We start from the raw sequence: 24496 nt of genomic DNA on the forward strand, positions 1-24496 counted from the left end.
GCGCTGCGGTTGCTGGGTGCACGCGCGCTGTTGAACAGAACGGGCCGTTGAACTTCAACGGCCCGTTTTTGCGCGGTGTTTGCGCTTTCTTTGGGCTGCGCTTTTTTGCGCGCGTTGTTTGGCCGTTTGCAGGTTTTTCGCGAACGACGCGTGGTCAGACGAGACGGCCCGCTTCGATCGTCACTGTGGTGTCGCAGCGGCGCGCGAGTTCAATATCGTGTGTGACGAGTACAAGCGTCGCGCCATTCGCGCGATTCATCTCGAACATCAGGTCGATCACCGCGTGGCCCGTGGCTGCGTCGAGACTGCCGGTCGGTTCGTCGGCAAAAAGGATCGCCGGATGCGTGACAAATGCGCGCGCCAGCGCGACACGCTGCTGTTCGCCACCCGACAGCAGCTTCGGATAGTGGCGCATCCGCTCACCGAGCCCCACCTGCGTCAGCAGCGTGCGCGCCCGCGCGACGATATCGCGCGCCGCCATGCCACCGCGCAACTCGAGCGGCAACGTGACGTTCTCGAGCGCGGTCAGATGCGGCATCAACTGGAACGACTGGAACACGAAGCCCACCGAGCCGCTGCGCAGCGCCGCACGCCCATCTTCGTCGAGTTCGGATAACTCACGGCCGAGCAGCCGAACCGAGCCCGACGTCGCGCTGTCCAATCCCGCGAGCAGGCCAAGCAGCGTAGACTTGCCCGAGCCTGAAGCGCCGACAATCGCGACACGGCTGCTGGCTTCGATCGACAGGTCGATGTTGTCGAGTATCGTCAGCTCGCCTGTCGCGTCCCTAACCTTCTTCGACAAACCCCGCACTTCGATGACTGGATCGGATTTATTTTGCATGGTGACGCGTAGGTTGAAAGTGCGCTCGTTGTTGCGGGCCGCGCTGATCGCCGCCACCGTGGCGAGCGTCGTGTCGAGCGCGACCTTCGCCACTCATGCCGATGCGGCCGAGGCCGCGTTGGTCAACGTTGCGGCCAACGCAGCGCCGGCTGCCGCAGCCAAACCGGTGATCGTCGTACTTGGCGATAGCCTGTCCGCCGAGTATGGGCTGCCTCGCGATACCGGTTGGGTTCAGCTGATGCGTCAGCGCCTGTCCGATCAGCGGCTCGATTATAGCGTTGCGAATGCAAGCATCAGCGGCGACACCACGAGCGGCGGCCGCGCGCGCCTGCCCGTGCTGCTCGAACGGCTAAAGCCATCGATCGTGATCGTCGAACTGGGCGCCAACGATGCACTCCGCGGCGTACCGCTATCCACGACCGCGGACAACCTGCGCACGATCATCGAACAGGCGCAGCAGGCGCATGCGAAGGTCGTGCTGGTCGGAATGTACGTTCCGCCTAATTACGGCCCCGACTACACGCAGAAGTTCCACCGCATGTACACCACGTTGTCCAACGAACTGCATGTGCCGCTCGTGCCGTTTCTGCTCGCGGGCATCGCGGACAAACCTGACATGTTTCAGGCCGATCAGATCCATCCGACCCGGCAGGCACAGCCCGTGCTACTCGACAACGTGTGGCCCGCGCTGAAGCCTCTGTTACACACAACTTCGACGCGGTGAACAGCACGCCAACATCCTGTTTCCTACTATTGGGGAACGTGCCCGGATGATGTCTATCTTGACACTCGCGCCGGCCCCGCAAACCGGCTCTCTTTGTAAGCGACTATGAAGGAGATGACGTGAAACACTTACCTCTTATCGCTTTAACCGTGGCGATCTCCGCTTGTGCCGCTCAACCGCCTGCTGGTGTGCAGTCCGTTGGAACGAGCCAGCAACCTCCCGCAACCGTCGGCAAGTGCATCGCGCAGAAATGGGCCGACAAGTCGCAACAACAGGTCGTGTCGCAGAACACGCTGGCCTGGGACAGGTCGATGGACGTGTACGTGCCAGGTCAGCAACCGCCCGGCGGCGCCGCCGCAATCGTGCGGCCTTCGTATCAAGGCTCCGGAACCTGGGTTGGGTTCCGTCCGGGTAGCGGCGGTGCAGGTGCGAACGCTACTGCCGATATCAGCGGCTGCCTGTAGACGCGTGCTTGCGCGCATTTCAGGCGCGCTTCTTTTTCAATCGTTTGAAGTTCATGCATTAAACGAAAAGCCCCGCATTTGCGGGGCTTTTTGTTGGTTCTCGCTAAATTGAGGAGACTAGCGCTTCAGGAGCGTTACGCGTTATTCACCATCGTTTGCGGGTTGCGCGCTATCGAGGTTTCCATAGAGCTTGACCTTCGCACGCGAACGCAACGCATCCAGATACGCCTGCATCTGCGCCTGCGCATCAACTTGCGCGACTTGCTGCTGGGCTGCGGCAAGACGCTGCGCATCGATCGGCGCGGGCGGCACGATCGCGTTCACGCGATAGATGGCATATCCTTCGTTACCCAGATCGACGCCGACGTAGGCCGGCAATTTCTGCGCATCGACCTTGTAAATTGCACTCAGTGCGGCAGGCGGCACGCCTTGCGGATCGTTGCGCGATACCTTCAGCGCGGACGAAAAACCCGCAGTCGATTTCGACTTCTGCAACTCGGCGAGCTTCGCGGCGCCTTCTTTCTGCGCGAGTTCCGTGGATTGTTGCGCGACCAACTTCTGCCGCACGGCATCCTTGATCGTGTCGAGTGCAGGCACCGCGGCCGGCTTGAAGTCGGTCACATGCGCGGAGATCAACGTGTTGTTGCCGACGTCGATTGCCTGCGTGTTGTTGCGGTCCTTCACCGAATCGCCGGCGAATACCGCGGCGAGGAACTTTGGATTATTCAGCGGGCTGTCCGCCGGCAACGCGGGATTCGGATGCTCGGTGACGGTGGCCGTCTGCAGTTGCAGCTTGTACTTGTCGGCCGCCGGCTGCAAACCCTTCGCCTTTTCATAGACGATCGACGTGAAGCCGTCCGAATCGTCACTGAACGCTTTCGCGGCCTGTTGGGCCTGCACATCCTTTTCGATCGCCTGCTTGACGTCGTCGAACGGCTTGGTCACCTCCGGCTTGATGTCGGTCACCTTGACGATGTGAAAGCCGAAATCGGTCTGCACGATGTTGCTGATCTCATCCTTCTTCAGGCTGAACACCGCATCGTCGAATGCCTTACCGCCCGCGATCATGCCACGCGTGAAGTAGCCGAGGTCGCCGCCCTTCGATGCCGAGCCCGGGTCCTGCGACTCTTTTTGTGCAATCGCCGCGAACTGATCCGGATGCGCCTTCACTTGCGCGAGGATCGCTTCGGCCTTCTGCTTCGCTTTTTCCTTGTCGGCCGCGCTTGCGTCCTTCGGCGCCGAGATCAGGATGTGGCTCGCGCGCACTTCGCCTTCGGTGCGGTAGTGCGCGATGTTGTCCTGGTAGTACTTCTGCAGATCGGCGTCGGTCGGCTTCGCGGATGCGGCAAGCGTGGCCGGCGACAGCACGACGTATTGAATAGTGGCCGTCGCGGGTGTCGCGAACGCATCCTTATGCGCGTCGTAGTACGCCTGCACTTGCGCATCGGTCGGCTGCACTTTCGATGCGTAGTCCTGCGAGCGGAACGCGAGGCCCTGCACTTCACGCTGCTGCTCGGCGAGTTCGGTCAGATGCTGCGCGAGCGCCTTCGGCACGAACGCGGTGCTCTGGATGGCCGCAGGCAGCTCCTGCATCGCCATTCCGTAGCGGACCTGCTCCTGATACTGGTCAGGCGTGAGGCCCTGCATGGCGAGCAACTGCTTGTAGCGATCCAGATCGATCGAGCCATCGGGCTTTTTCAGCGATGCGATGACCGGGTCGGCCATCAGCGCGCGGCGCAGCGCGTCGTCGGACACGGTCAGATGCAGACGCTGCGTTTCGTCAGCCAGCACGCGCTGCTGGATCAGGCCGTCGAGCATTTCCTTGCGGCGATCCGGCGTGTCGAACAGCTTTGTGTCGAACTGGTTGCCGAGCATCTGGCGCGCGCGATCCAGTTGCATGCGCATCGAGTTGTCGTATTCGGCGCGGGTGATCTTGTGTCCATTGACGCTCGCGACATTCGCGCTGTCGTCAAAGAACCCGCGGAAGCCCTGAATGCCCACGAAGCCCAAACCCGGCACGATAACCAGGACGAGCATGAACATCATCAGACGTTGGTGATTGCGGAAAAAATCGAGCATGCTTTCAGGCGCAAAAACGGTCCAGAGGACAAGGTTGCAAGAACGGGGGTGCCAAACGTGACCCGACGTGACCCAACATGACAAGCGGGATGGCCAGGCGCAGATGCCAAAAATTCAGAACGCCCGATAGTACAACAGCAGACAACAAAAAAGGCGAACCGGAGTTCGCCTCGCAGTTCGCCTTGCTAGGATGCTGGCGGAGTGGACGGGACTCGAACCCGCGACCCCCGGCGTGACAGGCCGGTATTCTAACCGACTGAACTACCACTCCTTGTGTACTTCCCTGTGCTACTCGCGGAGGCTGGAACTGGTGGGTGCTGAGAGGCTCGAACTCCCGACCTACGCCTTGTAAGGGCGCCGCTCTACCAACTGAGCTAAGCACCCGTTCCATGATGCGTCCGCAACCGGCTGAAGGAGGCAAAAGCCTTCACCTCAACCGGCGAGCCCATTAGTTTAACGCATCCTTCAGAGCTTTGCCAGGCCTAAATTTCGGCACCTTGGCTGCCTTGATCTTGATCGCCGCGCCCGTGCGCGGGTTGCGGCCCGTGCGCGCGGTGCGCTTGCCAACCGCAAACGTGCCGAAGCCGACCAGCGTGACCGACCCACCCTTCTTCAATGTGCCTTTGACGCCACCGATCACCGCGTCGAGCGCCCGTCCTGCCGCGGCTTTAGAAATGTCCGCTTGTTCCGCGATGTGGTCGATCAATTCCGTTTTATTCATTCCAGCCCCCGAGAATGTTGTTGGGCAATCGTGAGAGCGCTTAAAGCGCCCGGTTATAAAGAAGCCCGGCATTTTTTGCCGGGCCATTCAATTAGAATGAGCCGAAACCGCCATGTCAACAGGGGTTGCGCCCAATTCCTGGCAGTTTTTTACATGGTTTTCATGACAAGATTTCGCGAACCGGTCGATGCGCGCGCAACTAAACCGATCGCGCGCCGCGCCGGTGTTACATGTCGAACGACGCCGCAGCCGTTTTCTGTCTGTAAGGCAAAATAAAAAACCCGCAGCTTTCGCTGCGGGTTTTTGCGGGGTCTTGCTACTTTAAGTTCGCTCGAACGTTTAGTGCTTCACGACCTCGGTCGCCGTGCCCGACTCCGTGGCCGCTTCGCCCACCGGGGTCGCCGGCTTCGGCTCTTCCTCAGGCAGCGGGGACGGCGAGCGCTCGAGCGCGAGTTCGAGAACCTTGTCGATCCAGCGGACCGGCACGATTTCGATCGCGTTCTTCACGTTGTCGGGGATCTCGGTCAGATCCTTGACGTTCTCTTCCGGAATCAGCACCAGCTTGATGCCACCGCGGTGCGCCGCCAGCAGTTTCTCTTTCAGGCCGCCAATCGGCAGCACTTCGCCGCGCAACGTGATTTCACCCGTCATCGCGACATCCGCGCGCACCGGAATGCCCGTGAGCACCGACACCAGCGCCGTCGTCATCGCGATACCGGCGGACGGACCGTCCTTCGGCGTCGCGCCTTCCGGCACGTGAATGTGGATGTCCTGCTTGTCGAACGCTTCGTCCTTGATACCCAGACGCCGCGAACGCGAACGCACCACTGAACGTGCCGCTTCGACCGATTCCTTCATCACGTCGCCGAGCGAACCGGTACGGATCACGTTGCCCTTGCCGGGCATCACCGCCGCTTCGATCGTCAGCAGATCGCCGCCCACTTCGGTCCACGCGAGGCCCGTGACCTGCCCGATCTGGTTTTCCTTCGCCGCCAGACCGAAGTCGTACTTGCGCACGCCGAGGAACGTGTCGAGGTTGCCGCTATCGACGGTCACCGCGCCATCCGCCTTCTTCAGCAGCAGCATCTTCACGACCTTGCGGCAGATCTTCGACACTTCACGCTCGAGCGAGCGCACGCCCGCTTCACGCGTGTAGTAGCGAATGATGTCGCGGATCGCCTGTTCCGCCACATCGATCTCGCCGGTACGCAGACCATTGTTCTTCTTCTGCTTCGGCAGCAGGTAACGCTGCGCGATGCTGACTTTCTCGTCTTCCGTATAGCCCGACAGACGGATCACTTCCATCCGGTCGAGCAGCGGCGGCGGGATATTCAGCGAGTTCGACGTCGCGACGAACATCACGTCCGACAGGTCGAAGTCGACCTCGACGTAGTGATCGGCAAATGTATGGTTCTGCTCCGGATCCAGCACTTCCAGCAGTGCCGACGACGGATCGCCGCGGAAATCCATGCCCATCTTGTCGACTTCGTCGAGCAGGAAGAGCGGATTGCGCACGCCGACCTTGGTCAGGCTCTGCAGGATCTTGCCCGGCATCGAACCGATATACGTGCGACGGTGGCCGCGGATCTCGGCCTCATCGCGCACGCCCCCCAGCGCCATGCGCACGAACTTGCGATTCGTTGCGCGCGCAATCGACTGCCCGAGCGACGTCTTGCCGACACCCGGAGGCCCGACCAGGCACAGAATCGGCGCCTTCACCTTGTCCACGCGTTGTTGAACCGCGAGGTACTCGAGAATCCGTTCCTTCACCTTCTCGAGGCCGAAGTGATCTTCGTCGAGCACGCGCTCGGCGTTCGACAGGTCGTTGTTGACCTTGCTCTTCTTGCGCCACGGCAAGCCGATCAGCGTGTCGATATAGTTGCGCACGACGGTCGCTTCGGCGGACATCGGCGACATCAGCTTGAGCTTCTTGAGCTCCGCATCGGCCTTCTTCTTCGCTTCCTTCGGCATGCGCGCGGCCGTAATGCGCTTCTCGAGTTCTTCGAGATCCGCACCCTCTTCGCCTTCGCCCAATTCCTTCTGGATCGCCTTCACCTGCTCGTTCAGGTAGTACTCCCGCTGGCTCTTCTCCATCTGACGCTTCACGCGTCCGCGGATGCGCTTTTCGACCTGCAGGATGTCGATTTCGGCTTCGAGTTGCGCGAGCAGATGCTCAAGACGCTCGATGACCGGGAACATCTCGAGAATGTGCTGCTTCTGGTCGAGCTTGAGCGGCAGATGCGCGGCGATGGTATCCGCGAGTCGGCCCGCTTCATCGATGCCCGACAGCGATGTCAAAATTTCCGGCGGGATCTTCTTGTTCAGCTTCACGTACTGGTCGAACTGCGACACGATCGCGCGGCGCAGCGCTTCAGTTTCCGCGCTATCCGCATGATCGGGTTCGAGTGGCATCACCTCGCACGAGAACTGCGTTTCCTGTTCTTCGATCGACAGCGTCTTCGCGCGCTGCAATCCCTCGACCAGCACCTTCACCGTGCCGTCGGGCAACTTGAGCATTTGCAGGATGTTCGCGACGCACCCGACCTCATACATGTCTTTTTCGGTCGGCTCATCCTTGGCCGCTGTCTTCTGCGCGACAAGCATGATGTGCTTGCCGCCTTCCATCGCCGCTTCGAGCGCTTTGATCGACTTTGGACGCCCCACGAAGAGCGGAATCACCATGTGCGGGAAGACGACCACGTCTCGCAGCGGGAGCAGCGGGAGCGTGACGCGTTCCGGCGGGAGGAGTTGGGTTCCTGACATTTCATTTCCCCATGAGTGGAATCAGTTCGTTCGGTAATTAAGGCCGCGGGAAAGGATTGCAAGCCTACGCGTGTGGAGAAAAGTTCAGTGACACCAAGAAACAGTCCATCCTGATCACAAGATAAACGAAAAAAGCCGTTCACGTCGCCATGAACGGCTTTTTCTCAAAAATCGGGAAGCGCCGATCAATTCGAGCCCGCAACCTTCGGTGCGTCTTCATAGATCAACAGCGGCTTACCGTCGCCGTCGATCACGTTATCGTCGATGATGACCTTGCTAACGCCTTTCATCGCCGGTAATTCATACATCACATCGAGCAACGCCTGTTCGAGAATCGAACGCAGTCCGCGTGCGCCCGTCTTGCGACGGATCGCCTTGCGGGCGACAGCCTGCAGTGCCGGCGGCCGGATTTCCAGTTCGACGCGTTCCATGCTGAACAGCTTATGGTATTGCTTGACGAGTGCATTCTTTGGTTCAACAAGAATTTTCATCAATGCCGCTTCATCGAGCTTGCCGAGTGTCGCCACGACCGGCAGGCGGCCGATCAATTCAGGTATCAACCCGAATTTGATCAGATCTTCCGGCTCGACATCGCGCAGCACTTCTCCCGCGTCCCGGTCCTGCTTGCTCTTCACGCTAGCGCCGAAGCCGATGCCGGTCTTCTCGGTGCGATCGACAATCACCTTCTCGAGGCCGTCGAACGCCCCACCGCAGATAAAGAGGATGTTGGTCGTATCAACCTGGATGAAATCCTGGTTCGGGTGCTTACGCCCGCCTTGCGGCGGCACCGACGCCATCGTGCCTTCGACGAGCTTTAGCAGCGCCTGCTGGACGCCTTCGCCGGACACGTCGCGCGTGATCGATGGGTTGTCCGACTTGCGGCTGATCTTGTCGATCTCATCGATATAAACAATGCCGCGCTGCGCCTTATCGACCTCGTAGTTGCAGTTCTGCAGCAGCTTCTGGATGATGTTCTCGACGTCTTCGCCGACATAGCCTGCTTCAGTCAACGTAGTGGCGTCCGCAATCACGAACGGCACATTGAGCAGGCGCGCGAGCGTCTGAGCAAGCAGCGTCTTGCCCGAGCCAGTCGGGCCAATCAGCAGGATGTTGCTCTTCGAGAGTTCGATCTCGTCTTTCTTGTCGAGATGCTTCAGCCGCTTGTAGTGGTTGTACACAGCCACCGCGAGAATTTTCTTCGCGCGTTCCTGGCCGATCACGTACTGATCGAGAATTTCGCGGATTTCCTGCGGGCTCGGCAGATCGGACTTCGACATGCCGGTTTCGACACCTGCGCCCGCCGCCTCGTCGCGGATGATTTCGTTGCACAGGTCGATACATTCATCGCAGATGAACACCGACGGGCCAGCGATCAGCTTTTTGACTTCGTGCTGACTTTTGCCGCAAAACGAGCAATACAACAGCTTTTCGCTGTTTGAACCTTTTTTGTCCGCCATAGATATGTAAGCCTCCGGACACTCCGAGTAACATGATACGCCGTTTGCCGCGCCCTCACCCTCGGCGCGGACCAGTGCAAAAGCTGACGGCGTTTGCCGCAGGCGATCAGACGGGTCTTATTATTTCACAACGTTTTTATCCGACGCTCTTTCCCCAATTACAGGAAAAATGCGCCGGATCAGCGATGCCCGCGTACCACTCAAGGACGCTTGTGCAGCACCTGGTCAACGAGGCCATACGCTTGCGCGTCGTCGCCGGACATAAAATTGTCGCGGTCCGTGTCACGCTGGATGCGATCGACCGGCTGACCCGTGTGATGGGACAGTAATTGATTCAACCGTTCCTTCAAATACAGGATTTCACGGGCCTGGATTTCGATGTCCGACGCCTGACCGCGCGCGCCGCCCAGCGGCTGGTGGATCATCACGCGCGCATTGGGCAATGCGAAACGCTTGCCCTTCGCACCGGCTGCCAGCAGAAATGCGCCCATGCTGGCCGCGAGGCCCATGCACAGCGTCGACACGTCCGGCTTGATGAATTGCATCGTGTCGTAGATGGCCATGCCGGCCGACACCGAACCACCCGGGCTGTTGATATAAAAGCTGATGTCTTTGTCCGGGTTTTCACTCTCAAGGAACAGCAACTGCGCGATCACGAGGTTCGCAGTCTGATCGTTCACTTCGCCGACCAGGAACACCACCCGCTCCTTCAACAGACGCGAGTAGATGTCGTAAGAGCGCTCACCGCGACCGCTCGTCTCCACGACGATCGGCACCAGGCCGAGCGCCTGCGCTTCGAGATCCCGATCCCTCGACTGGGTCGACAACGTCTGGGAGGTCAGCGTGTCCAGCATTTGAGCGCGGAAGGTCATGCAATGGATCCTTGTCTGGAAATAGTCATACTGGACAGGTGAGTGCGGGACAACAGGTATTCAAGGGGCCGTTGATGCATCGTCGCGACGCATATGCAAAAACGGCGTGCGGCCGTCGCTCCGACAGCCGGCACGCCGTAGCAGCAACGCTTAAGCCTGTTGCGCCGTTGCGCTTGCCAGCTCTTCGAAGCTTACTTCCTTGTCCGTCACCTTCGCCTTGCCGAGCACGAAATCGACAACGTTCGATTCGACAACGAACGCTTCCATTTCGGCGAGGCGCTGCTGGTTCGAATAATACCAGCGGACGACTTCCTTCGGGTCTTCATAGCTTTTGGCAAATTCGTCGACTTCGGCGCGAATCTGCTCAGGCTTCGCCTGCAGTTCATTGGCCTTCACCAGCTCGGCCAGCACGAGGCCGAGCTTCACGCGGCGCTCTGCCTGATCCTTGAACATCTCGGCCGGGATCGGCGCGTTCTGCGCATTCGGCACACCGCGCTGCACGAGGTCCTGGCGCGCCATTTCGACGAGACGCTGCTGGTCCTGTTCGATGAGTGCCTTCGGCACATCCAGTTCGGAAATTTTCAGCAGCGCGTCCATCACCTGGTTCTTCACGACAGCCTGCGTGCGACGCTTCGCTTCGCGCTCGAGGTTGTCCTTGATCTCATTGCGCATCTTGGTCAGATCACCGTCTTCGATGCCAAGCGACTTCGCGAATTCGCCGTCGATTTCGGGCAGATGCGGCCACTCGATTTTCTTCATCGTGACCGTGAACTGCGCAGTCTTGCCGGCAACTTCCTTGCCGTGATAGTCGTCCGGGAACTTGAGATCGAATTCGCGTGCTTCGCCGACCTTCAGGCCGAGCGCCGCCTTTTCGAATTCCGGCAGCATGCGGCCTTCCCCGAGCACGAATGCGAAGTCTTCCGCGCTGCCGCCCTGGAACACTTCACCGTCGATCTTGCCGACGAAGTCGACCGTCACGCGGTCGCCTTCCTTGGCCGCCGTATCCGCGCCGCCGTCGCCATGCGCACCGGCTTCGCCGCGCGCGTGGAAGTGCACGCGCTGCTTGCGCAGAATGTCTAGCGTGCGGTCGATTTCAGCATCGCTGATCGTGGTCTTGGTGCGCTCGATTTCGGCGGTCGCGACGTCGCCCAGCTTTACCTCCGGGTAAACCTCGAAGGTCGCATCGAATGCGTATGCGCCTTCCTGCGCATCGATCTTCGGGCTGAAGTTCGGCTGGCCCGCGACGCGCAGATTTTCCGCGCGGCTGATATCGAAGAACTCCTTGCCGACCTTATCGCTCAGCACTTCGGCTTCAACCTGGCCCGCATACTGCTGAGTGACCATCTTGAGCGGCACCTTGCCCGGACGGAAGCCGGGCATGCGCACGTTCTTCGCCAGTTGACGGATGCGCGAGTCCACTTCTTTCTGCACGGCATCCTTCGGCAGGGAAATCGTCACGCGGCGTTCGAGCTTGCCGAGGTTCTCAACAACGTTAGCCATGGCTTCAATCGTCCTAAAATTATTCGAGCGAATCAGTTATCTTTTCTGCGCCTTCCGCCGACGTCTGAATTGCTGACGGCCTCAACGATCGCGTACCACTTCGGTCGCTCCTCGGTCTCGCCGATCGCATGTCTCGTGCCGCAGGCGCAGTTTGGGTCAGAGAGCCGAATATTTTAGCAAACTATTCACGCGGCTCACCGCGAATCGGCGTTTGAGCCGACATCTTCGCATTCGGCGCGGGTTCGCCGCTGTTTTGAGCTAGCAACGGACGCGAGCAGCATCCGGTATCCGGTTACGTGAATGCGCCGCGCAAGCTTCGCGAAATGTCGCCCTCAGCCGACGCCTGGCGCGTTCGAAAATCGATGCGCGCTATGCCATCCGGCATATTCAGTCGCGTGCGCCATGCTGATAAGCTAGCGAACGCGTTCGGACAAGCGGCCTTCGAAGCCATGGCCCGCACGCATTCCGGCAACACCACACCAATCATCAAGAGACATCATGCCTAATCCGTCGTCCGCGCCTGTCGTCGTCATCGCTCCCGATTCGTTCAAAGGCTCGCTTGGCGCCGAAGAAGTTGCGCAGGCAATCGCTTGCGGCATTCAACGCGCGCGCGCCGACGCGACGGTGCGCATCTGTCCGATGGCCGACGGCGGCGAAGGCACACTCGATGCGATGCTCTCGCGCGGCGGCGAGCGCCGCATGCTGACTGTGCGCGGCGCGGCCGGGCCGTCGCGCGATGCGGCCACGGGCCTCGTCGGCGACGGCAGCGCGATCATCGAAACCGCTGAAATCGTCGGCATCACGGACGCGGTCGGCATGGGCGTCGCGGTCGAGGAGCGCAGCACGCGCGGCATGGGCGAGGCGATTCGCGCGCTGCTCGACGAAGGCGTGCGGCGCTTCTATGTCGCGCTCGGCGGCAGTAGCACGAACGATGGCGGCGCTGGCCTGCTGGTCGGCCTCGGCCTGAAGATTCTCGATGCGCAGGGCCGCGAACTCGAACCGACACCGGAGCAACTCGCGCGCGCGGTGCGGGTCGATGTGTCGCAACTCGATCAGCGCCTCATCGAAGCATCGTTCGTCGGGATGTCGGACGTCGACAATCCGCTCACCGGCGAGCACGGTGCGACCGCGGTATTCGGTCCGCAAAAAGGTGTGAAGCCGGATCAGGTCATCGCGATCGACGCGGCGCTCGCTCGCTTCGCCGATCTGCTCGAGCCAGCCCTGTCGCGCAACGCACGCGACTTGCCGGGCGCGGGCGCGGCGGGCGGCCTCGGCTTCGCGCTGCGGATGCTCGGCGCGCAGTTCGAGCCGGGTGCGGAAGTGGTCGCCCGCCAAATCGGTCTCGACGACGCACTGCGAGGCGCGAACTGGCTGATCACCGGCGAAGGTCGTTCGGACGTGCAAACGCTGCACGGCAAGGCGCCATTCATCGCGTGCCAGCATGCCCGCGCCGCCGGTGTGCCCGCGACGCTCTTATCCGGCGCGATCGATCCAGCCGCGCTGCCGCGCCTCACGGAGCACTTCAGTGGCTGCTTTTCGCCTGCCCCGGGACCCATCACGCTTGAAACCGCGATTCGCGACGCGGCCCGCCTGCTCGCGAACGAAGCGGAACAACTGACGCGTCTGCGATACGACGTTCAACACATGCGTTGACCCGCGAAGCGGATGCGGCAACAATCACAGCGCCACGACCGCATCCACTCACAACAGGAAGACCATGAAGGCCTCCGATAAAGCCGGACTCGAACAGTTTCTGACGTATCGTCTGCACATACTCAACAAACTCTCCGAGCGCGGTATCAGTGAACGATATCTGGAGAAGCTGGGCGTGACCTTGCCTGAAGCGCGCGTGATTGCATCGGTAGGGTCGTTCGGACCGTTTTCGATCATGGATCTCGCGCGCCATGCAAACCTGGACAAAAGTCAGGCGAGCCGTGCAGCCGAAGCGCTAATCAAGCAAGGGCTCGTGCAGCGCGAAGCAAGCGATGACGACGGACGGGTCGTGCTCGTTTCGCTAACCACCGAAGGGCGAGCGCTGTATCGCAAAGTAATGCCGATCGCGCGCAAATGGAACAGCGAGCTGTTCGATTGTCTCGACGAGCGTGAGAAGGCCGCGTTAGGCGCGGCACTCGATAAGGTGATCGACGCGGCAAGCGAGCGCGACGCGCAATAGCGCGCGGGCAATGCTCGTCGAGCGGTGCGGCGCGGCGGGTTAAGCTCGCGCTTTGCAGAAATCGTTGCCGCCGCAACGGACGCGCGGAATCTGTCGCGGCCTGCACGTCACCCGATGGCCGCGCAGCGTTCGTTGCCCGCCGTCAAAAACCACCGTGAAAAGCCGCCGCTAAAGCCCGCCTGTTAAAGCCCTCCGCTACAGGCCGCTATTGGCCGCTCGCTGGCGCAGCAACCCAAGCACCGCATCGCAGAACGGTGTCGGCACATTCAGCTTGCGACCCAACTCCGGAAATACACCGAGAATGGGCTCGACCTCGAGCGGCCGCCCCGCTTCGAAATCCTGCAACATCGAAGTCTTGAACGCACCGAGCTTGCGTGTGACCGCGACGCGTTCAGCCGGTTTTGCTCCGGCCGACAATCCGAGCCTCGCGCCGATCGCTGCGGCCTCCTCCATCATCCGCAGCACGAGTGCATGCGTCAGCGGATCATCGAGCAGACGGTCGGCGGTTGAACCGGTCAGCGCGCTAAGCGGATTCATGTTCATGTTGCCCCACAGCTTGGCCCAGATCTCGGTGCGAATCGCATCGGACACCGCGACATCGAAGCCGCCCGCGCGCATCGCTGCGGCAAACGCGTCGGTCTGCGCGGCGAGGTCCGCGCCCGGCGCGCCGACGATCAGTTGATTCCCACGCCCACGCCGTACGACGCCCGGTCCATCGGTCGACGACGACAAGTGCACGACACAACCAATGGAGCGCTCCGGCGGCAACGCCGCCGACACACTGCCGCCGGGATCGACTGCCTCGATCGACTGATCGGCGAGCGGGCCCGAGAAGCGATGCAGGAACCACCACGGCAAACCGTTCATTGCAGCGACGATCACCGTATCCGGACCAATCATCGGTTGCAGGCTCGACGCAATCGCGGGCAATGTCTGCGCCTTCAACGCAATCACCACGTAGTCCTGCACACCGAACGTGGCGGGCACATCGCTCGCGTTGACACACACCACCGACTCGCACCTATCGTCGACCACCTTCAGCCCGTCGATGCGCAACGCGTCAAGCGTTTTGCCACGCGCGAGGACGCTCACCGCATGGCCTGCGCGCACCGCCGCCGCGGCAATCAGGCCGCCGATCGCACCCGCGCCGACAATAGCCGTGCGCACTGGCTGCGCACCTGAATTCATCGCAGGTCACTCCTTGTATGACGGATCGATCCGATCGACCTGTCGCAGCAGCGCACGCAATACATCGGCGCCGGCGCCGTGGCGTGGATCGAACTGGAGCGCGTCACGTGTGCTGCGCGCGGCGACATTGCCTGGAATCTGCCGCGCCGCGCCTAGCGCCGCCGTCGCGAGTTGCACTTCACATGCGCGGTTGAGTGTCCATAGTCTCACGAACGCTTCGGCGATCGTCGAACCGATCGACAGCAACCCGTGATTGCGCAAAATCATCAGCCGCCTGTCGCCGAGATCGGCGACAACGCGCGGTCCTTCGCCCGCATGCACGGTGACACCTTCGAAGTCGTGATACGCGACCATCTCGTGCAGTTGCGCCGAATAGAAGTTCGTATTCTCGAGCCCTGTTCGCGAACACGCGACCGCAAGACCCGCGGTGGTATGCGTATGCATCACGCAGTGTGCGTCGGGCAGCGCGCGATGAATCGCCGCGTGCACGACGAAGCCCGCCGGGTTCACCGGGTATGAAGACGTGCCGACCACGTTCCCGTCGACGTCGATCTTCACCAGATTCGACGCAGTGACTTCCGTGTAGTGCAGTCCGAACGGATTGATCAGAAAGTGTGTGCGCGGTCCGGGCGCCCGCACGGTGATGTGGTTGTAGATCAGTTCAGTCCAGCCGAGCATCGCAAACACGCGATAGACACCGGCAAGCTGGATGCGCAATGCGCGCTCCGCATCGTCGTCGGTCATGCATTCTGTATGCTGTTCGATAGCGGGCGTAACGGTTTGCCGAACATCGACGGTGGACATCGCGGTCTCCTTTTTTTCGGCGCGCGCCATCTCAGCACGGTAGCGCTGCGGCGCGGGACACGGGGGGTGTCAGCGCAGCATAGGACAAGCTCGTTGCGCGCGCAACGAAAAAACGGAAGGCGCGCAGCGCACGCGACGCAGCGCGATAGAGTTTGGCGTCACGAATGCAATGCCACCACACCATGGACTCGTCTGGCACGACACATCAAGCCTATTTTCAGCAAATCGTAATGCGACCTTGTTAACATGGCGGTCCCTTTCGCCTATTTGATTTCGAGGATTGAGAATGAAGAAGGTTTTACTGGTGCTGGTTGCCGTTGCGGCTGGATTGGGCAGCATGTCGTCCGCATTCGCCGACGCACATCACCGCGAGTGCCATCGGGTGTACGATCATCACCATCATCATTGGGTTCGTCACTGCCGCTGATTGGCAATGTGACTCGCGATGCGACCCCGCTGTACGCGGGGTTTTTATTTGCGTAGTGCTTTTATATGCGATGCCTGTGCGCAGCGCACCGTAACGCGCAAAACATCTGGGCCGAACAATGCGTTCAACGCAAGAAAAAGCCCTGCTCAACGCGTACGCCGGCAGGGCTTTATCACGACATCCATTCGGACATCACTTCGATGGTGCGAGGAGGGGGACTCGAACCCCCACACCCTTGCGGGCGTCAGGACCTAAACCTGGTGCGTCTACCAATTTCGCCATCCTCGCCGCCGGGCGCATTGCACCCGATGTCTTGCCGCGGCACTCACGGTGCTTCGTGTTTGCCGCTTCGTGCTGATCCGGTCGTTTATGTGAGCCGCGCGACGCGCGGCGATGCGTGCCGGCCGATCCACTCTGTCAGACACACAGCGTGGTCGAAACCGTGAGCGCGAGATTCTACCCGATCGGCATGCGCTTGTCTGCAACTGGGTCACGCATGCAATGCTACAATTTTTGGCTCGCCGCAAGAAGCGAAGCAGCGCGTCGCGCGTGCGTCCGAATCAACAATGTGGACAATGCGCGGACAACGCGCAAACTACGCAGCAAGCACGGACAACCCGGGACAGCCCCGGCCAACACCCCCGCTCACCCGACATCCCACCCTCGCACGCCGTGAATTTTGACGACTATTGCCAGCAAAAAGCGGCACCTCCCGGATCGAGCACTTACTACGCGCTGCGGCAGGCGCCGGTTGCGCGACAACCGCTGCTGACCGCGCTGTTCGCGCTGCGTCGCGAATTCGAAGAAACGGTCAGGGAGACCAGCGATCCGACCGTCGGCCGCACGAAACTCGCGTGGTGGCAGAAGGAGGCCGCCGCGCTCGCGGCGGGCGAGCCATCGCACCCGGTATCGAAGGCGCTCGCCGCGCACTGGCCGGATGCGCGCACCGAGTATCCGGCGCTGCAGACCTTGCTGGCCGGCTTCGAGATGGATCTCGACCAGGCGCGCTACCTCGACTATCCAAATCTGCGCCGCTATGTGGATAGCGTCGGCGGCACGTTCGCGTCGGTCATCGCGCGCGCCACCGCGAACGACCCGCAAGCGGCGGCAAGCTGGGCCGCGCCGCTCGGGCAGGCGCTGATGCTGGCGCAGATTGTCGTCGAACTGGGCGACGACGCGCGTCATGGCCGCATTTACATTCCGATCGATGAGATGCAACGTTTTAACGTGACCGCCGCGGATCTGATTAACCGCCGCTACACCGACGCGTTCACCGATCTGATGCGCTTCCAGACAACGCGCGCGCGCGACGCGATCGATACCGCGCTGCGTGGCCTGCCGGGCGCGGAGCGCGGCACGCAGCGCACGCTGCGTGCACTGGCCGCGCTGGCACTTGCCCTGCTCGATGAGATCGAACGCGACGGTTATCACGTACTGCATCAGCGCATCGCGCTCACGCCGATCCGCAAGCTATGGGTTGCGTGGCGCGCCGCGCGGCGTCGCTAGATCACCGCGCATTGCCGCCGCACCCCGCGATACGCTTGCACACACGACGGCGACGCGCGGCTAGTGGCACGCAGCACGCACATTCAGATATGCAGCAATGGCAGCGGATCGAAGCACCTCTGCAGCACCGCCGCCGCATCGCACCCCCACCACGACGCCAGCACGGTCGCGTACAGCCGCCTGAAGTCGACCGCCATCGGCAGATTGCCGTTGCCGTCGAGCTGCGACATTGCCGGCGGCGCGCCGTACAGACCACCGCGCACGCTGCCGCCGATCACAAAGTGCGGGGCGCTGCTGCCGTGATCGGTGCCGCCGGTATCGTTTTCACGAGGCCGCCGGCCGAACTCCGAATACGTGACGATCAACGTCTGATCCCATAGACCCAGTTCGCGCAGTGTTGCTTGCAACGCATCGACGCCTTGCGCGAACTGTGCGAGCAGCAGCGCGTGCCGCTCGCGCTGGTTCGCATGCGTGTCGAAGCCGTTCAGCGTCACACGAATCACCGATGCATCGTGATCGGGCCGCGCGTACGCCGCGTCGCGTGGCGGACTCGCTGCGCTCGCAACGATCGCGTGGACCAGCGCTGCGCCGAATGCACCCAGCGGAAAACGCGTAAGCAACGCATGCTCGACGACCCCATCCGCATCCGCGCAATTCGACGACGGCATCAGCGTCGTGACGCCGCGCGCGGCGCCGGTCAACGGCCCCTGCTCTGCGCTGCCAATCACCAGCGCACCGCCAGGCAGCGCGCCAGCAAGCACGCTACCCGGCGTGCGCGGAACCGCTTGCGCGGATGCGAGCGCCCGTGTAACCCACCCATCGCGCAGATACCGGTGCGCGTCGGACGCGGTGTCCCAGATCTCCATCGCGCGAAAGTGCGACAGGTTGAAGTGCGGATAGCCCAGCCCTTGCACAATGGCCAGCTCGCCGCGTTGCCAAAGCGGCATCAGCGGCTGCAGCGCGGGATGCAGCGCGGCGCGCTCATCGAGCGGCAGCACCGCATCGCGAGCGATCGCAACATGTGGACGCAACGAGTAATAGAGCGGATCGGCAAACGGCACGACAGTGTTCAATCCGTCATTGCCACCTTTGAGCTCGATGAGGAACAGCAGCTTTCGACCGCTGGCCCGACCCGTGCTGTCGTACTGAGAAACGCGCTTCGCGCAGCGCGCGTCGCTTTGCGCGAAGCGTGCCGCGCCTTCGCATGCAGCGGCAAACGGCGCGCGCGGCAGCGACAGCGCTGAAAGCGCCGCACCCGCGGCCGCCGCAGTGGACAGGAACACGCGTCGCTTCATGCTGTGTCTCGCTCCGTTGTCGATCCAGGGTCGCGTGCCCTGCTTCGTCTGCGTGTCTAGCGCTTGTACAACTCGCGTACCGCATCTTCGATATGCTGCCTTAACAAACGCCGCTCCTCGGGCGTCATATGTCCGTCACGACGACGCTGATCGAGATCCGGCGGCACCGCCGTGCGCACGATCGCATCGGAGGCCGGTGATGTGTCGACAGCCGGTTTGCGTGGCGTGCGAGGCGCACGGGTATGGGGATGAGAAGCGGGACGAGGGGGAGCGACGCGATCGGCAACAGGCGGAGGGTCGGCCAGCGCGGGCGGGCTCAGCGCGCCCGCGAACGTGCTCGCTGCTGCCAGCGCAATCACGCTCAGGCGCACGTTCGGCCATACCCCTCCCTTCATCTTGTTCCCTTCGTAACGCTGCAACCGGCTACCTCAAATGCGTTTGGTGATTCCGGCAAAAACCGGGCGCGAGAGTGTTGGTCTAGTGAAGTATCTACCGAACTGGCGCGAACAGTAAAGGAGTGTAAGCGCGCCCGCTTTACGCCGCGCCACAGGCCGGGTAAATTTTGTAACTGACTGTTACGCGATAAATGCCGCAAACGCGTTCCCCTTTCTAATCGCGCTAAGATGCCGACCATGGAAACCAAAAACCCTTCGAAAATCCTCGTTGTCGACGACGACCCGCGGTTGCGCGACCTGTTGCGCCGCTATCTCGGCGAGCAAGGCTTTAACGTCTATGTCGCCGAAAACGCGCCGTCGATGAACAAGCTTTGGGTTCGCGAACGTTTCGATCTGCTGGTGCTTGACCTGATGTTGCCGGGAGAGGACGGGCTCTCCATTTGCCGGCGTCTGCGCGGCAGCAACGACCGCACGCCGATCATCATGTTGACCGCGAAAGGCGAAGACGTCGATCGTATCGTCGGCCTTGAAATGGGTGCCGACGACTATCTGCCGAAACCGTTCAACCCACGCGAACTGGTCGCACGCATTCACGCGGTATTGCGCAGACAGTCGCCATCCGAGTTGCCGGGCGCCCCGTCCGAAACGTCGGAGGTGTTCGAGTTCGGCGAGTTCGCGCTGAATCTCGCGACGCGCACATTGACCAAAGCCGGTCAGGAAATTCCGCTCACCACCGGCGAGTTCTCGGTATTGAAAGTGTTCGCCCGCCATCCGCGCCAACCGCTGTCGCGCGAAAAGCTGATGGAACTGGCGCGCGGCCGCGAATACGAAGTCTTCGATCGCAGTCTCGATGTGCAGATCTCGCGTCTTCGCAAACTGATTGAACCCGATCCCGGCAGTCCCCGCTTTATCCAGACCGTCTGGGGTCTCGGATACGTGTTCATTCCTGACGGCGCAGCCTGAGTTGGTTCACTGCGTGGTGTCAGATCTTCAATAAGAAGGCCGCATGCGGATCGACCGGCGCCTCCTGACGCTCGCGTTCGGCGGCCTTTTCTGGCGGACGTTTCTGCTGATCGCGCTGTTGATCGCGGTCAGTCTCGCCGCATGGTTCCAGAGCTTCCGGGTGATCGAACGCGAGCCGCGCGCGCAGCGCGTCGCGTTGCAGCTGGTCGCGATCGTGAAGCTCACGCGCACCGCGCTGCTCTACTCCGATCCGGACTTGCGGCGCGCGCTGCTGCAGGATCTCGAAAGCAACGAAGGCGTGCGCGTGTACCCGCGCGAAACCACCGACAAATACAAGCTGCAGCCGGACGAATCGCTGAACCGGTTGATCGAGCATGACATCCGCGGGCGTCTTGGCGACGACACGATCATCGCGCAATCGGTGAACGACATTCCGGGCGTCTGGATCAGCTTCAAGATCGACGACGACGATTACTGGGTCGCGCTTGATCGCGATCAGCTCGATAACGTAACCGGCCTGCAATGGGCCGGCTGGGGCGTGTTCGCACTTGCGCTTTCGCTATTCGGCGCGGCATTCATCACGAGCCTCGTGAACCGGCCATTCGCACGACTCGCGATGGCCGCGCGCCGGGTCGGCTCCGGGCAATCGCCGGAGCAGTTGCCCGAGCGCGGTCTCGGTGTCGCGGCCGAAACCAACCGAAGCTTCAATCAGATGGTGCGCGATCTCGAGCAACTCGAAGCGGACCGCGCACTGATGCTCGCGGGCATCTCGCACGACCTGCGCACGCCGCTTGCTCGCTTAAGACTCGAGACGGAAATGAGTCCTTCCGACCAGACGACCAAGGACGCGATGATCGACGACATCGAGCAGATGGATATGATCATTGGGCGCTTCCTCGATTACGCGCGGCCGGTGCAGCGGATGCCCGAGCCGGTCGACCTGTCGGTGATCGCCGGCGAACTGGCGGCGCGGATGTCGACCGAAGACGGCATCCGGCTGATTACGCGCCTCGCTCCGTCCGCGGTGATCGAAGCGGATGAAACGGATATCCGGCGCGTGGTCGGCAACCTGATCGAGAACGCGCGCAAGTACGGCTTAAGCGAGGCCGATGGCATTCCGCACGTGATACTCGAGACGCGGGTGTCGCATTCGCGCGTCGAGTTGTCGGTGGTCGATGAGGGTCCGGGCATTCCCGAGGACCAACTCGCGCTTGTCACACGACCGTTTTACCGTGTCAATACGGCACGCACGCAAGCGAACGGCACCGGCCTCGGGATGGCGATCGTGCAGCGCCTGGTCGGCCGGTATCGCGGCGCACTGCGGCTGCGCAACCGGACGCCGGGTCCGGGCCTCGAGGTGACGATAGAGTTCCCGCTCGCGAAGAGCGGCTAATGCAACATCGGCGGCAGCCCGTTCAGGTTGAATAAAACCTGCTTCGTCCCCATAACAACAGGATTGCCTCGGACGAAACCGAAACAATCGTCCCGCCGCCCACTATCGTCGTGTTGAAGAAAATCTATCCGCGTCGTTAGTGAAAAACTATTGCCCGAAAATAGCAATAGAGTTATAGTGTTTGTGCACCGCGTCGAAACCGCTCGAATGAGCGAGGTGCCCGATCAGATCAGTTACGGCGGTTGCCGCGTGGCGAGCAACCCCGCTTTGAAAACCTGTTTGCCACTTTTTACATAGGAGTGTCTGCATGAAAACCGTCGGCGATAAAATCGAAGCTTTCACCGTCACCGCTGCGAAGCCTGGCTTTAACCACCACGAAGAAAACGGCGTGTCGGCGTTCGAAGAAATCACCGAACAGTCGTTCCCGGGCAAGTGGAAAATCATTTACTTCTATCCGAAGGACTTCACGTTCGTTTGCCCGACGGAAATCGTCGAATTCGGCAAGCTGACGAAAGACTTCGCAGAGCGTGACGCCGTTCTGCTCGGCGGCAGCGTCGACAACGAGTTCGTCAAGCTCGCATGGCGCCGTGAACACAAGGACCTCGACAAGCTGAACCACTACGCGTTCGGCGATGTCAAGGGCGAGCTGATCGACCAGCTCGGCGTGCGCGACAAGGAAGCCGGTGTTGCACTGCGCGCGACGTTCATCGTCGACCCGCACAACGTGATCCAACACGTGTCGGTCAACAACCTGAACGTCGGCCGTAACCCGGAAGAAGTGCTGCGCATTCTGGACGGTCTGCAAACGGACGAACTGTGCCCGTGCAACCGCGCAGTCGGCGGCGCAACGCTGTAATTTATTGCAGCAGAAAGCCCGCTAAGCTTGAAAAAGCCGGCGGGCTTTTTTATCGGCAACACGATAGGAGATATCTATGGAATTCTTGTCCGCGATCAAAGAACTTGTGCCTGACTACGCGAAGGATATTCGCTTGAATCTGGACGGCACGATCGCGCGTTCGTCGCTCGAAGGCAACGACGCGGTCGCCGTCGCGCTGGCTGCCGCGTTTGCCGCGCAGAGCCCGGCGCTGGTCGCCGCGATCCGCAATGCCGGCGTGCTGTCGCCCGAGGAAATCAACGGCGCGCTGACCGCAGCGGCGCTGATGGGCATGAACAACGTGTGGTACCCGTACGTTGAAATGACCGGCGACGCGGATCTGAAGTCGCAGCCCGCCGGCCTGCGGATGAACGCATACGCGTCGCACGGCGGCGTCGACAAGCGCCGCTTCGAAATGTACGCGCTCGCGTCGTCGATCATCGGCAAGTGTCACTTCTGCGTGAAGTCGCACTTCGATACGCTGCTCAAGGAAGGCATGAGCTCGACGCAGCTGCGCGACGTCGGCCGCATCGCCGCGGTGATCAATGCCGCCGCGCTGGTGATTGCTGCTGAAGGCAAGTAATACGGCGCTTTAAGCGATACGTCACACAAGTGCGTCACCCCGCGCGGCGATACACGATATCGCCGGGCTCAAGCAAAAACGCCACGCATGATCTGCGTGGCGTTCTGCTTTTGGACGCCGGCAAACGCCGGTCAAGCCCGCGCAAACTACTTGCGCGTCAACAACACCGCGGCCTGCGCCTCGATGCCATCGCCGCGGCCGAGATAGCCGAGCTTTTCATTGGTCTTCGCCTTCACGTTGACACGCTCGAGCGGCAGTTGCAAATCGGCGGCAATATTCGCGCGCATCGCGTCGATATGCGGCGCGAGCTTCGGCGCCTGCGCGATCACGGTACTGTCGACGTTCGCGATCGCAAAACCCGCGCGCGCAATGCGCGCCGCGCATTCGCGCAGCAGCACCCGGCTGTCGGCGCCGGCGAATTCCTTGTCCGTGTCGGGAAAATGACGGCCGATATCGCCGAGTGACGCGGCGCCGAACAGCGCATCGGTAATCGCGTGCAGCAACACGTCCGCGTCCGAATGGCCAAGCAGCCCGCGATCATACGGCACCGTCACGCCGCCGATGATCAACGGCCGGCCCGGCACCAGCGCGTGCACGTCGTAACCTTGTCCGATTCTGAAATCCATAGTGGTGGGGTCCATTGTTATGTGGTGGCCGGCAACCGCGATAGCGCGTTGCCGCGCGCCGCGTCAGGGAGAGAAGCGAACTGTCACGAAGAAGCCGCATTCAGCGTCGCGGCCGGCCGGCTCAGGATCGCGTCCGCCAGATCGAAATCTTCCGGGTAGGTCACCTTGAAATTGCGCAGGCTGCCCTGCACGAGCCGCGGCGCATGCCCGATCCATTCGATCGCGCTCGCCTCGTCGGTCAGATCGTGGCCCTCTTGCTGCGCGCGCAGAATCGCCTCGCGTAGCATGCCGACGCGGAACATCTGCGGCGTCTGTGCCTGCCAGAGTCCGTCGCGGCCTTCGGTGCGCGCAATGCGAGTATCGGTATCCGGCGCAATGCGCTTTAGCGTGTCCGCGACCGGCAGCGCCATAATGCCGCCGATCGCATCGTCCTTGAGCGCGTCGACCAGCGAGCGGATCAGCGTCGGCGTGATACCGGGGCGGGCCGCGTCGTGCACGAGCACCCAGTCGTTGTCGCTTGCCCCGAATTCGGCAAGCGCATGCAGACCGTTCAGCACCGACGCCTGCCGCGACGCACCGCCGCAACGTCGCACCGCAAAGCGCAGACCCGCGAAGCGGCGCGCATCGAAATGCTCGTCGTTCGGCGCGAGCACGACCAGCGTCTGCGCAAACTCGCTGCACGCGTCGAACGCCGCGAGCGAGTAATGCAGCATGTCGCGTCCGGCAACGCTTCGATATTGCTTGGGCATCGGCGCGCCGGAACGGCTGCCGGTACCCGCACCGGGAATCAGGGCAAAAAGACGGGGAGTCACAGAACGGGATGCTGCAAAGTCAAAGTGAAGGTCGGA

23 protein-coding genes and 3 tRNA genes are annotated in these 24496 nt (G+C 61.7%); 10 read left to right on the forward strand and 16 right to left on the reverse strand.

The window, feature by feature from the left end:
- Nucleotides 1-154 precede the first annotated feature (154 nt).
- Nucleotides 155-841 carry an ABC transporter ATP-binding protein gene (locus BX592_RS06710; RefSeq protein WP_134190889.1) on the reverse strand — a complete coding sequence of 229 codons (687 nt, stop codon included), beginning with the start codon at nt 839-841 and terminating at the stop codon, nt 155-157.
- On the opposite strand from BX592_RS06710, the gene BX592_RS06715 reads away from it, so the two are divergent.
- Nucleotides 840-1565, forward strand: coding sequence for an arylesterase (locus BX592_RS06715; protein ID WP_134190890.1), 726 nt, complete (start codon nt 840-842; stop codon nt 1563-1565). The two genes, BX592_RS06710 and BX592_RS06715, sit on opposite strands and share 2 nt — an antisense overlap.
- Before the next feature lie 119 nt (nt 1566-1684).
- Nucleotides 1685-2029, forward strand: coding sequence for a hypothetical protein (locus tag BX592_RS06720; RefSeq protein ID WP_134190891.1), 345 nt, complete (start codon nt 1685-1687; stop codon nt 2027-2029).
- A gap of 141 nt (nt 2030-2170) precedes the next feature.
- Here BX592_RS06720 and BX592_RS06725 read toward each other — a convergent pair whose 3' ends face one another.
- From BX592_RS06725 to tig, 8 genes are all read right to left on the reverse strand, one after another.
- A complete protein-coding gene (locus BX592_RS06725) occupies nt 2171-4108 on the reverse strand; it encodes a SurA N-terminal domain-containing protein (RefSeq protein ID WP_134190892.1) in 1938 nt (645 codons plus the stop codon).
- A gap of 194 nt (nt 4109-4302) precedes the next feature.
- A tRNA-Asp gene (locus BX592_RS06730) sits at nt 4303-4379 on the reverse strand.
- A gap of 37 nt (nt 4380-4416) precedes the next feature.
- Nucleotides 4417-4492, reverse strand: a tRNA-Val gene (locus BX592_RS06735).
- Between the two features lie 64 nt (nt 4493-4556).
- On the reverse strand, nt 4557-4829 hold the full coding sequence (locus BX592_RS06740; RefSeq protein WP_134191059.1) for an HU family DNA-binding protein: 273 nt from the start codon (nt 4827-4829) through the stop codon (nt 4557-4559).
- Between the two features lie 339 nt (nt 4830-5168).
- A complete protein-coding gene (gene lon, locus BX592_RS06745; protein WP_134190893.1) occupies nt 5169-7592 on the reverse strand; it encodes an endopeptidase La in 2424 nt (807 codons plus the stop codon).
- A gap of 185 nt (nt 7593-7777) precedes the next feature.
- Entirely contained in the window at nt 7778-9049 is a 1272-nt protein-coding gene (clpX, locus tag BX592_RS06750) for an ATP-dependent Clp protease ATP-binding subunit ClpX (protein ID WP_134190894.1), read from the reverse strand.
- Nucleotides 9050-9249: 200 nt separating this feature from the next.
- Complete coding sequence (clpP, locus tag BX592_RS06755) at nt 9250-9921, reverse strand: ATP-dependent Clp endopeptidase proteolytic subunit ClpP (RefSeq protein WP_134190895.1); 672 nt, start codon at nt 9919-9921, stop codon at nt 9250-9252.
- Nucleotides 9922-10071: 150 nt separating this feature from the next.
- Nucleotides 10072-11421, reverse strand: a complete 1350-nt coding sequence (gene tig, locus BX592_RS06760; protein ID WP_134190896.1) for a trigger factor — start codon at nt 11419-11421, stop codon at nt 10072-10074.
- A gap of 498 nt (nt 11422-11919) precedes the next feature.
- Between tig and BX592_RS06765 the strand changes: the two genes are divergently transcribed.
- Both BX592_RS06765 and BX592_RS06770 read left to right on the forward strand, forming a co-directional pair.
- Nucleotides 11920-13074: a glycerate kinase gene (locus BX592_RS06765; RefSeq protein ID WP_134190897.1), complete on the forward strand. Its 1155-nt coding sequence runs from the start codon at nt 11920-11922 to the stop codon at nt 13072-13074.
- Between the two features lie 64 nt (nt 13075-13138).
- Nucleotides 13139-13594 carry a MarR family winged helix-turn-helix transcriptional regulator gene (locus BX592_RS06770; RefSeq protein WP_134190898.1) on the forward strand — a complete coding sequence of 152 codons (456 nt, stop codon included), beginning with the start codon at nt 13139-13141 and terminating at the stop codon, nt 13592-13594.
- 195 nt (nt 13595-13789) lie between these two features.
- On the opposite strand, the gene BX592_RS06775 is transcribed toward BX592_RS06770, so the two are convergent.
- Both BX592_RS06775 and BX592_RS06780 read right to left on the reverse strand, forming a co-directional pair.
- Nucleotides 13790-14782, reverse strand: a complete 993-nt coding sequence (locus BX592_RS06775; protein ID WP_134190899.1) for a 2-dehydropantoate 2-reductase — start codon at nt 14780-14782, stop codon at nt 13790-13792.
- 6 nt (nt 14783-14788) lie between these two features.
- Nucleotides 14789-15526, reverse strand: coding sequence for a class II aldolase/adducin family protein (locus tag BX592_RS06780; RefSeq protein WP_134191060.1), 738 nt, complete (start codon nt 15524-15526; stop codon nt 14789-14791).
- 346 nt (nt 15527-15872) lie between these two features.
- On the opposite strand from BX592_RS06780, the gene BX592_RS33735 reads away from it, so the two are divergent.
- Complete coding sequence (locus BX592_RS33735; RefSeq protein WP_166676313.1) at nt 15873-16013, forward strand: hypothetical protein; 141 nt, start codon at nt 15873-15875, stop codon at nt 16011-16013.
- 201 nt (nt 16014-16214) lie between these two features.
- Here BX592_RS33735 and BX592_RS06785 read toward each other — a convergent pair.
- A tRNA-Leu gene (locus BX592_RS06785) sits at nt 16215-16301 on the reverse strand.
- Between the two features lie 384 nt (nt 16302-16685).
- On the opposite strand from BX592_RS06785, the gene BX592_RS06790 reads away from it, so the two are divergent.
- Entirely contained in the window at nt 16686-17519 is an 834-nt protein-coding gene (locus BX592_RS06790; protein ID WP_134190900.1) for a squalene/phytoene synthase family protein, read from the forward strand.
- An 83-nt stretch (nt 17520-17602) separates the two neighbouring features.
- Here BX592_RS06790 and BX592_RS06795 read toward each other — a convergent pair whose 3' ends face one another.
- On the reverse strand, nt 17603-18814 hold the full coding sequence (locus BX592_RS06795; RefSeq protein WP_134190901.1) for a DUF1501 domain-containing protein: 1212 nt from the start codon (nt 18812-18814) through the stop codon (nt 17603-17605).
- Nucleotides 18815-18870: 56 nt separating this feature from the next.
- On the reverse strand, nt 18871-19209 hold the full coding sequence (locus BX592_RS06800) for a hypothetical protein (protein WP_134190902.1): 339 nt from the start codon (nt 19207-19209) through the stop codon (nt 18871-18873).
- Nucleotides 19210-19437: 228 nt separating this feature from the next.
- Here BX592_RS06800 and ompR point away from each other — a divergent pair, with 228 nt between their 5' ends.
- The 4 genes from ompR (at nt 19438) to BX592_RS06825 (ending at nt 23022) form a co-directional block, all read left to right on the forward strand.
- Nucleotides 19438-20172 (forward strand): osmolarity response regulator transcription factor OmpR, encoded by a 735-nt coding sequence (gene ompR, locus BX592_RS06810; protein WP_007585880.1) that lies wholly within the window; start codon nt 19438-19440, stop codon nt 20170-20172.
- Nucleotides 20173-20215: 43 nt separating this feature from the next.
- Nucleotides 20216-21565, forward strand: a complete 1350-nt coding sequence (locus tag BX592_RS06815) for an ATP-binding protein (RefSeq protein WP_134190904.1) — start codon at nt 20216-20218, stop codon at nt 21563-21565.
- 307 nt (nt 21566-21872) lie between these two features.
- The gene (locus BX592_RS06820) at nt 21873-22421 is read left to right on the forward strand and encodes a peroxiredoxin (RefSeq protein WP_134190905.1); all 549 of its coding nucleotides are present in this window, start codon (nt 21873-21875) and stop codon (nt 22419-22421) included.
- Between the two features lie 76 nt (nt 22422-22497).
- The gene (locus BX592_RS06825) at nt 22498-23022 is read left to right on the forward strand and encodes a carboxymuconolactone decarboxylase family protein (RefSeq protein ID WP_134190906.1); all 525 of its coding nucleotides are present in this window, start codon (nt 22498-22500) and stop codon (nt 23020-23022) included.
- A gap of 146 nt (nt 23023-23168) precedes the next feature.
- Here BX592_RS06825 and ispF read toward each other — a convergent pair whose 3' ends face one another.
- On the reverse strand, nt 23169-23648 hold the full coding sequence (gene ispF / locus BX592_RS06830) for a 2-C-methyl-D-erythritol 2,4-cyclodiphosphate synthase (RefSeq protein WP_134190907.1): 480 nt from the start codon (nt 23646-23648) through the stop codon (nt 23169-23171).
- A gap of 83 nt (nt 23649-23731) precedes the next feature.
- Nucleotides 23732-24460 carry a 2-C-methyl-D-erythritol 4-phosphate cytidylyltransferase gene (gene ispD, locus BX592_RS06835; RefSeq protein WP_134190908.1) on the reverse strand — a complete coding sequence of 243 codons (729 nt, stop codon included), beginning with the start codon at nt 24458-24460 and terminating at the stop codon, nt 23732-23734.
- Nucleotides 24461-24496: the final 36 nt, after the last annotated feature.

The sequence above is a fragment of the Paraburkholderia rhizosphaerae genome (assembly GCF_004366595.1).
Classification (GTDB): Bacteria; Pseudomonadota; Gammaproteobacteria; order Burkholderiales; family Burkholderiaceae; genus Paraburkholderia; species Paraburkholderia rhizosphaerae.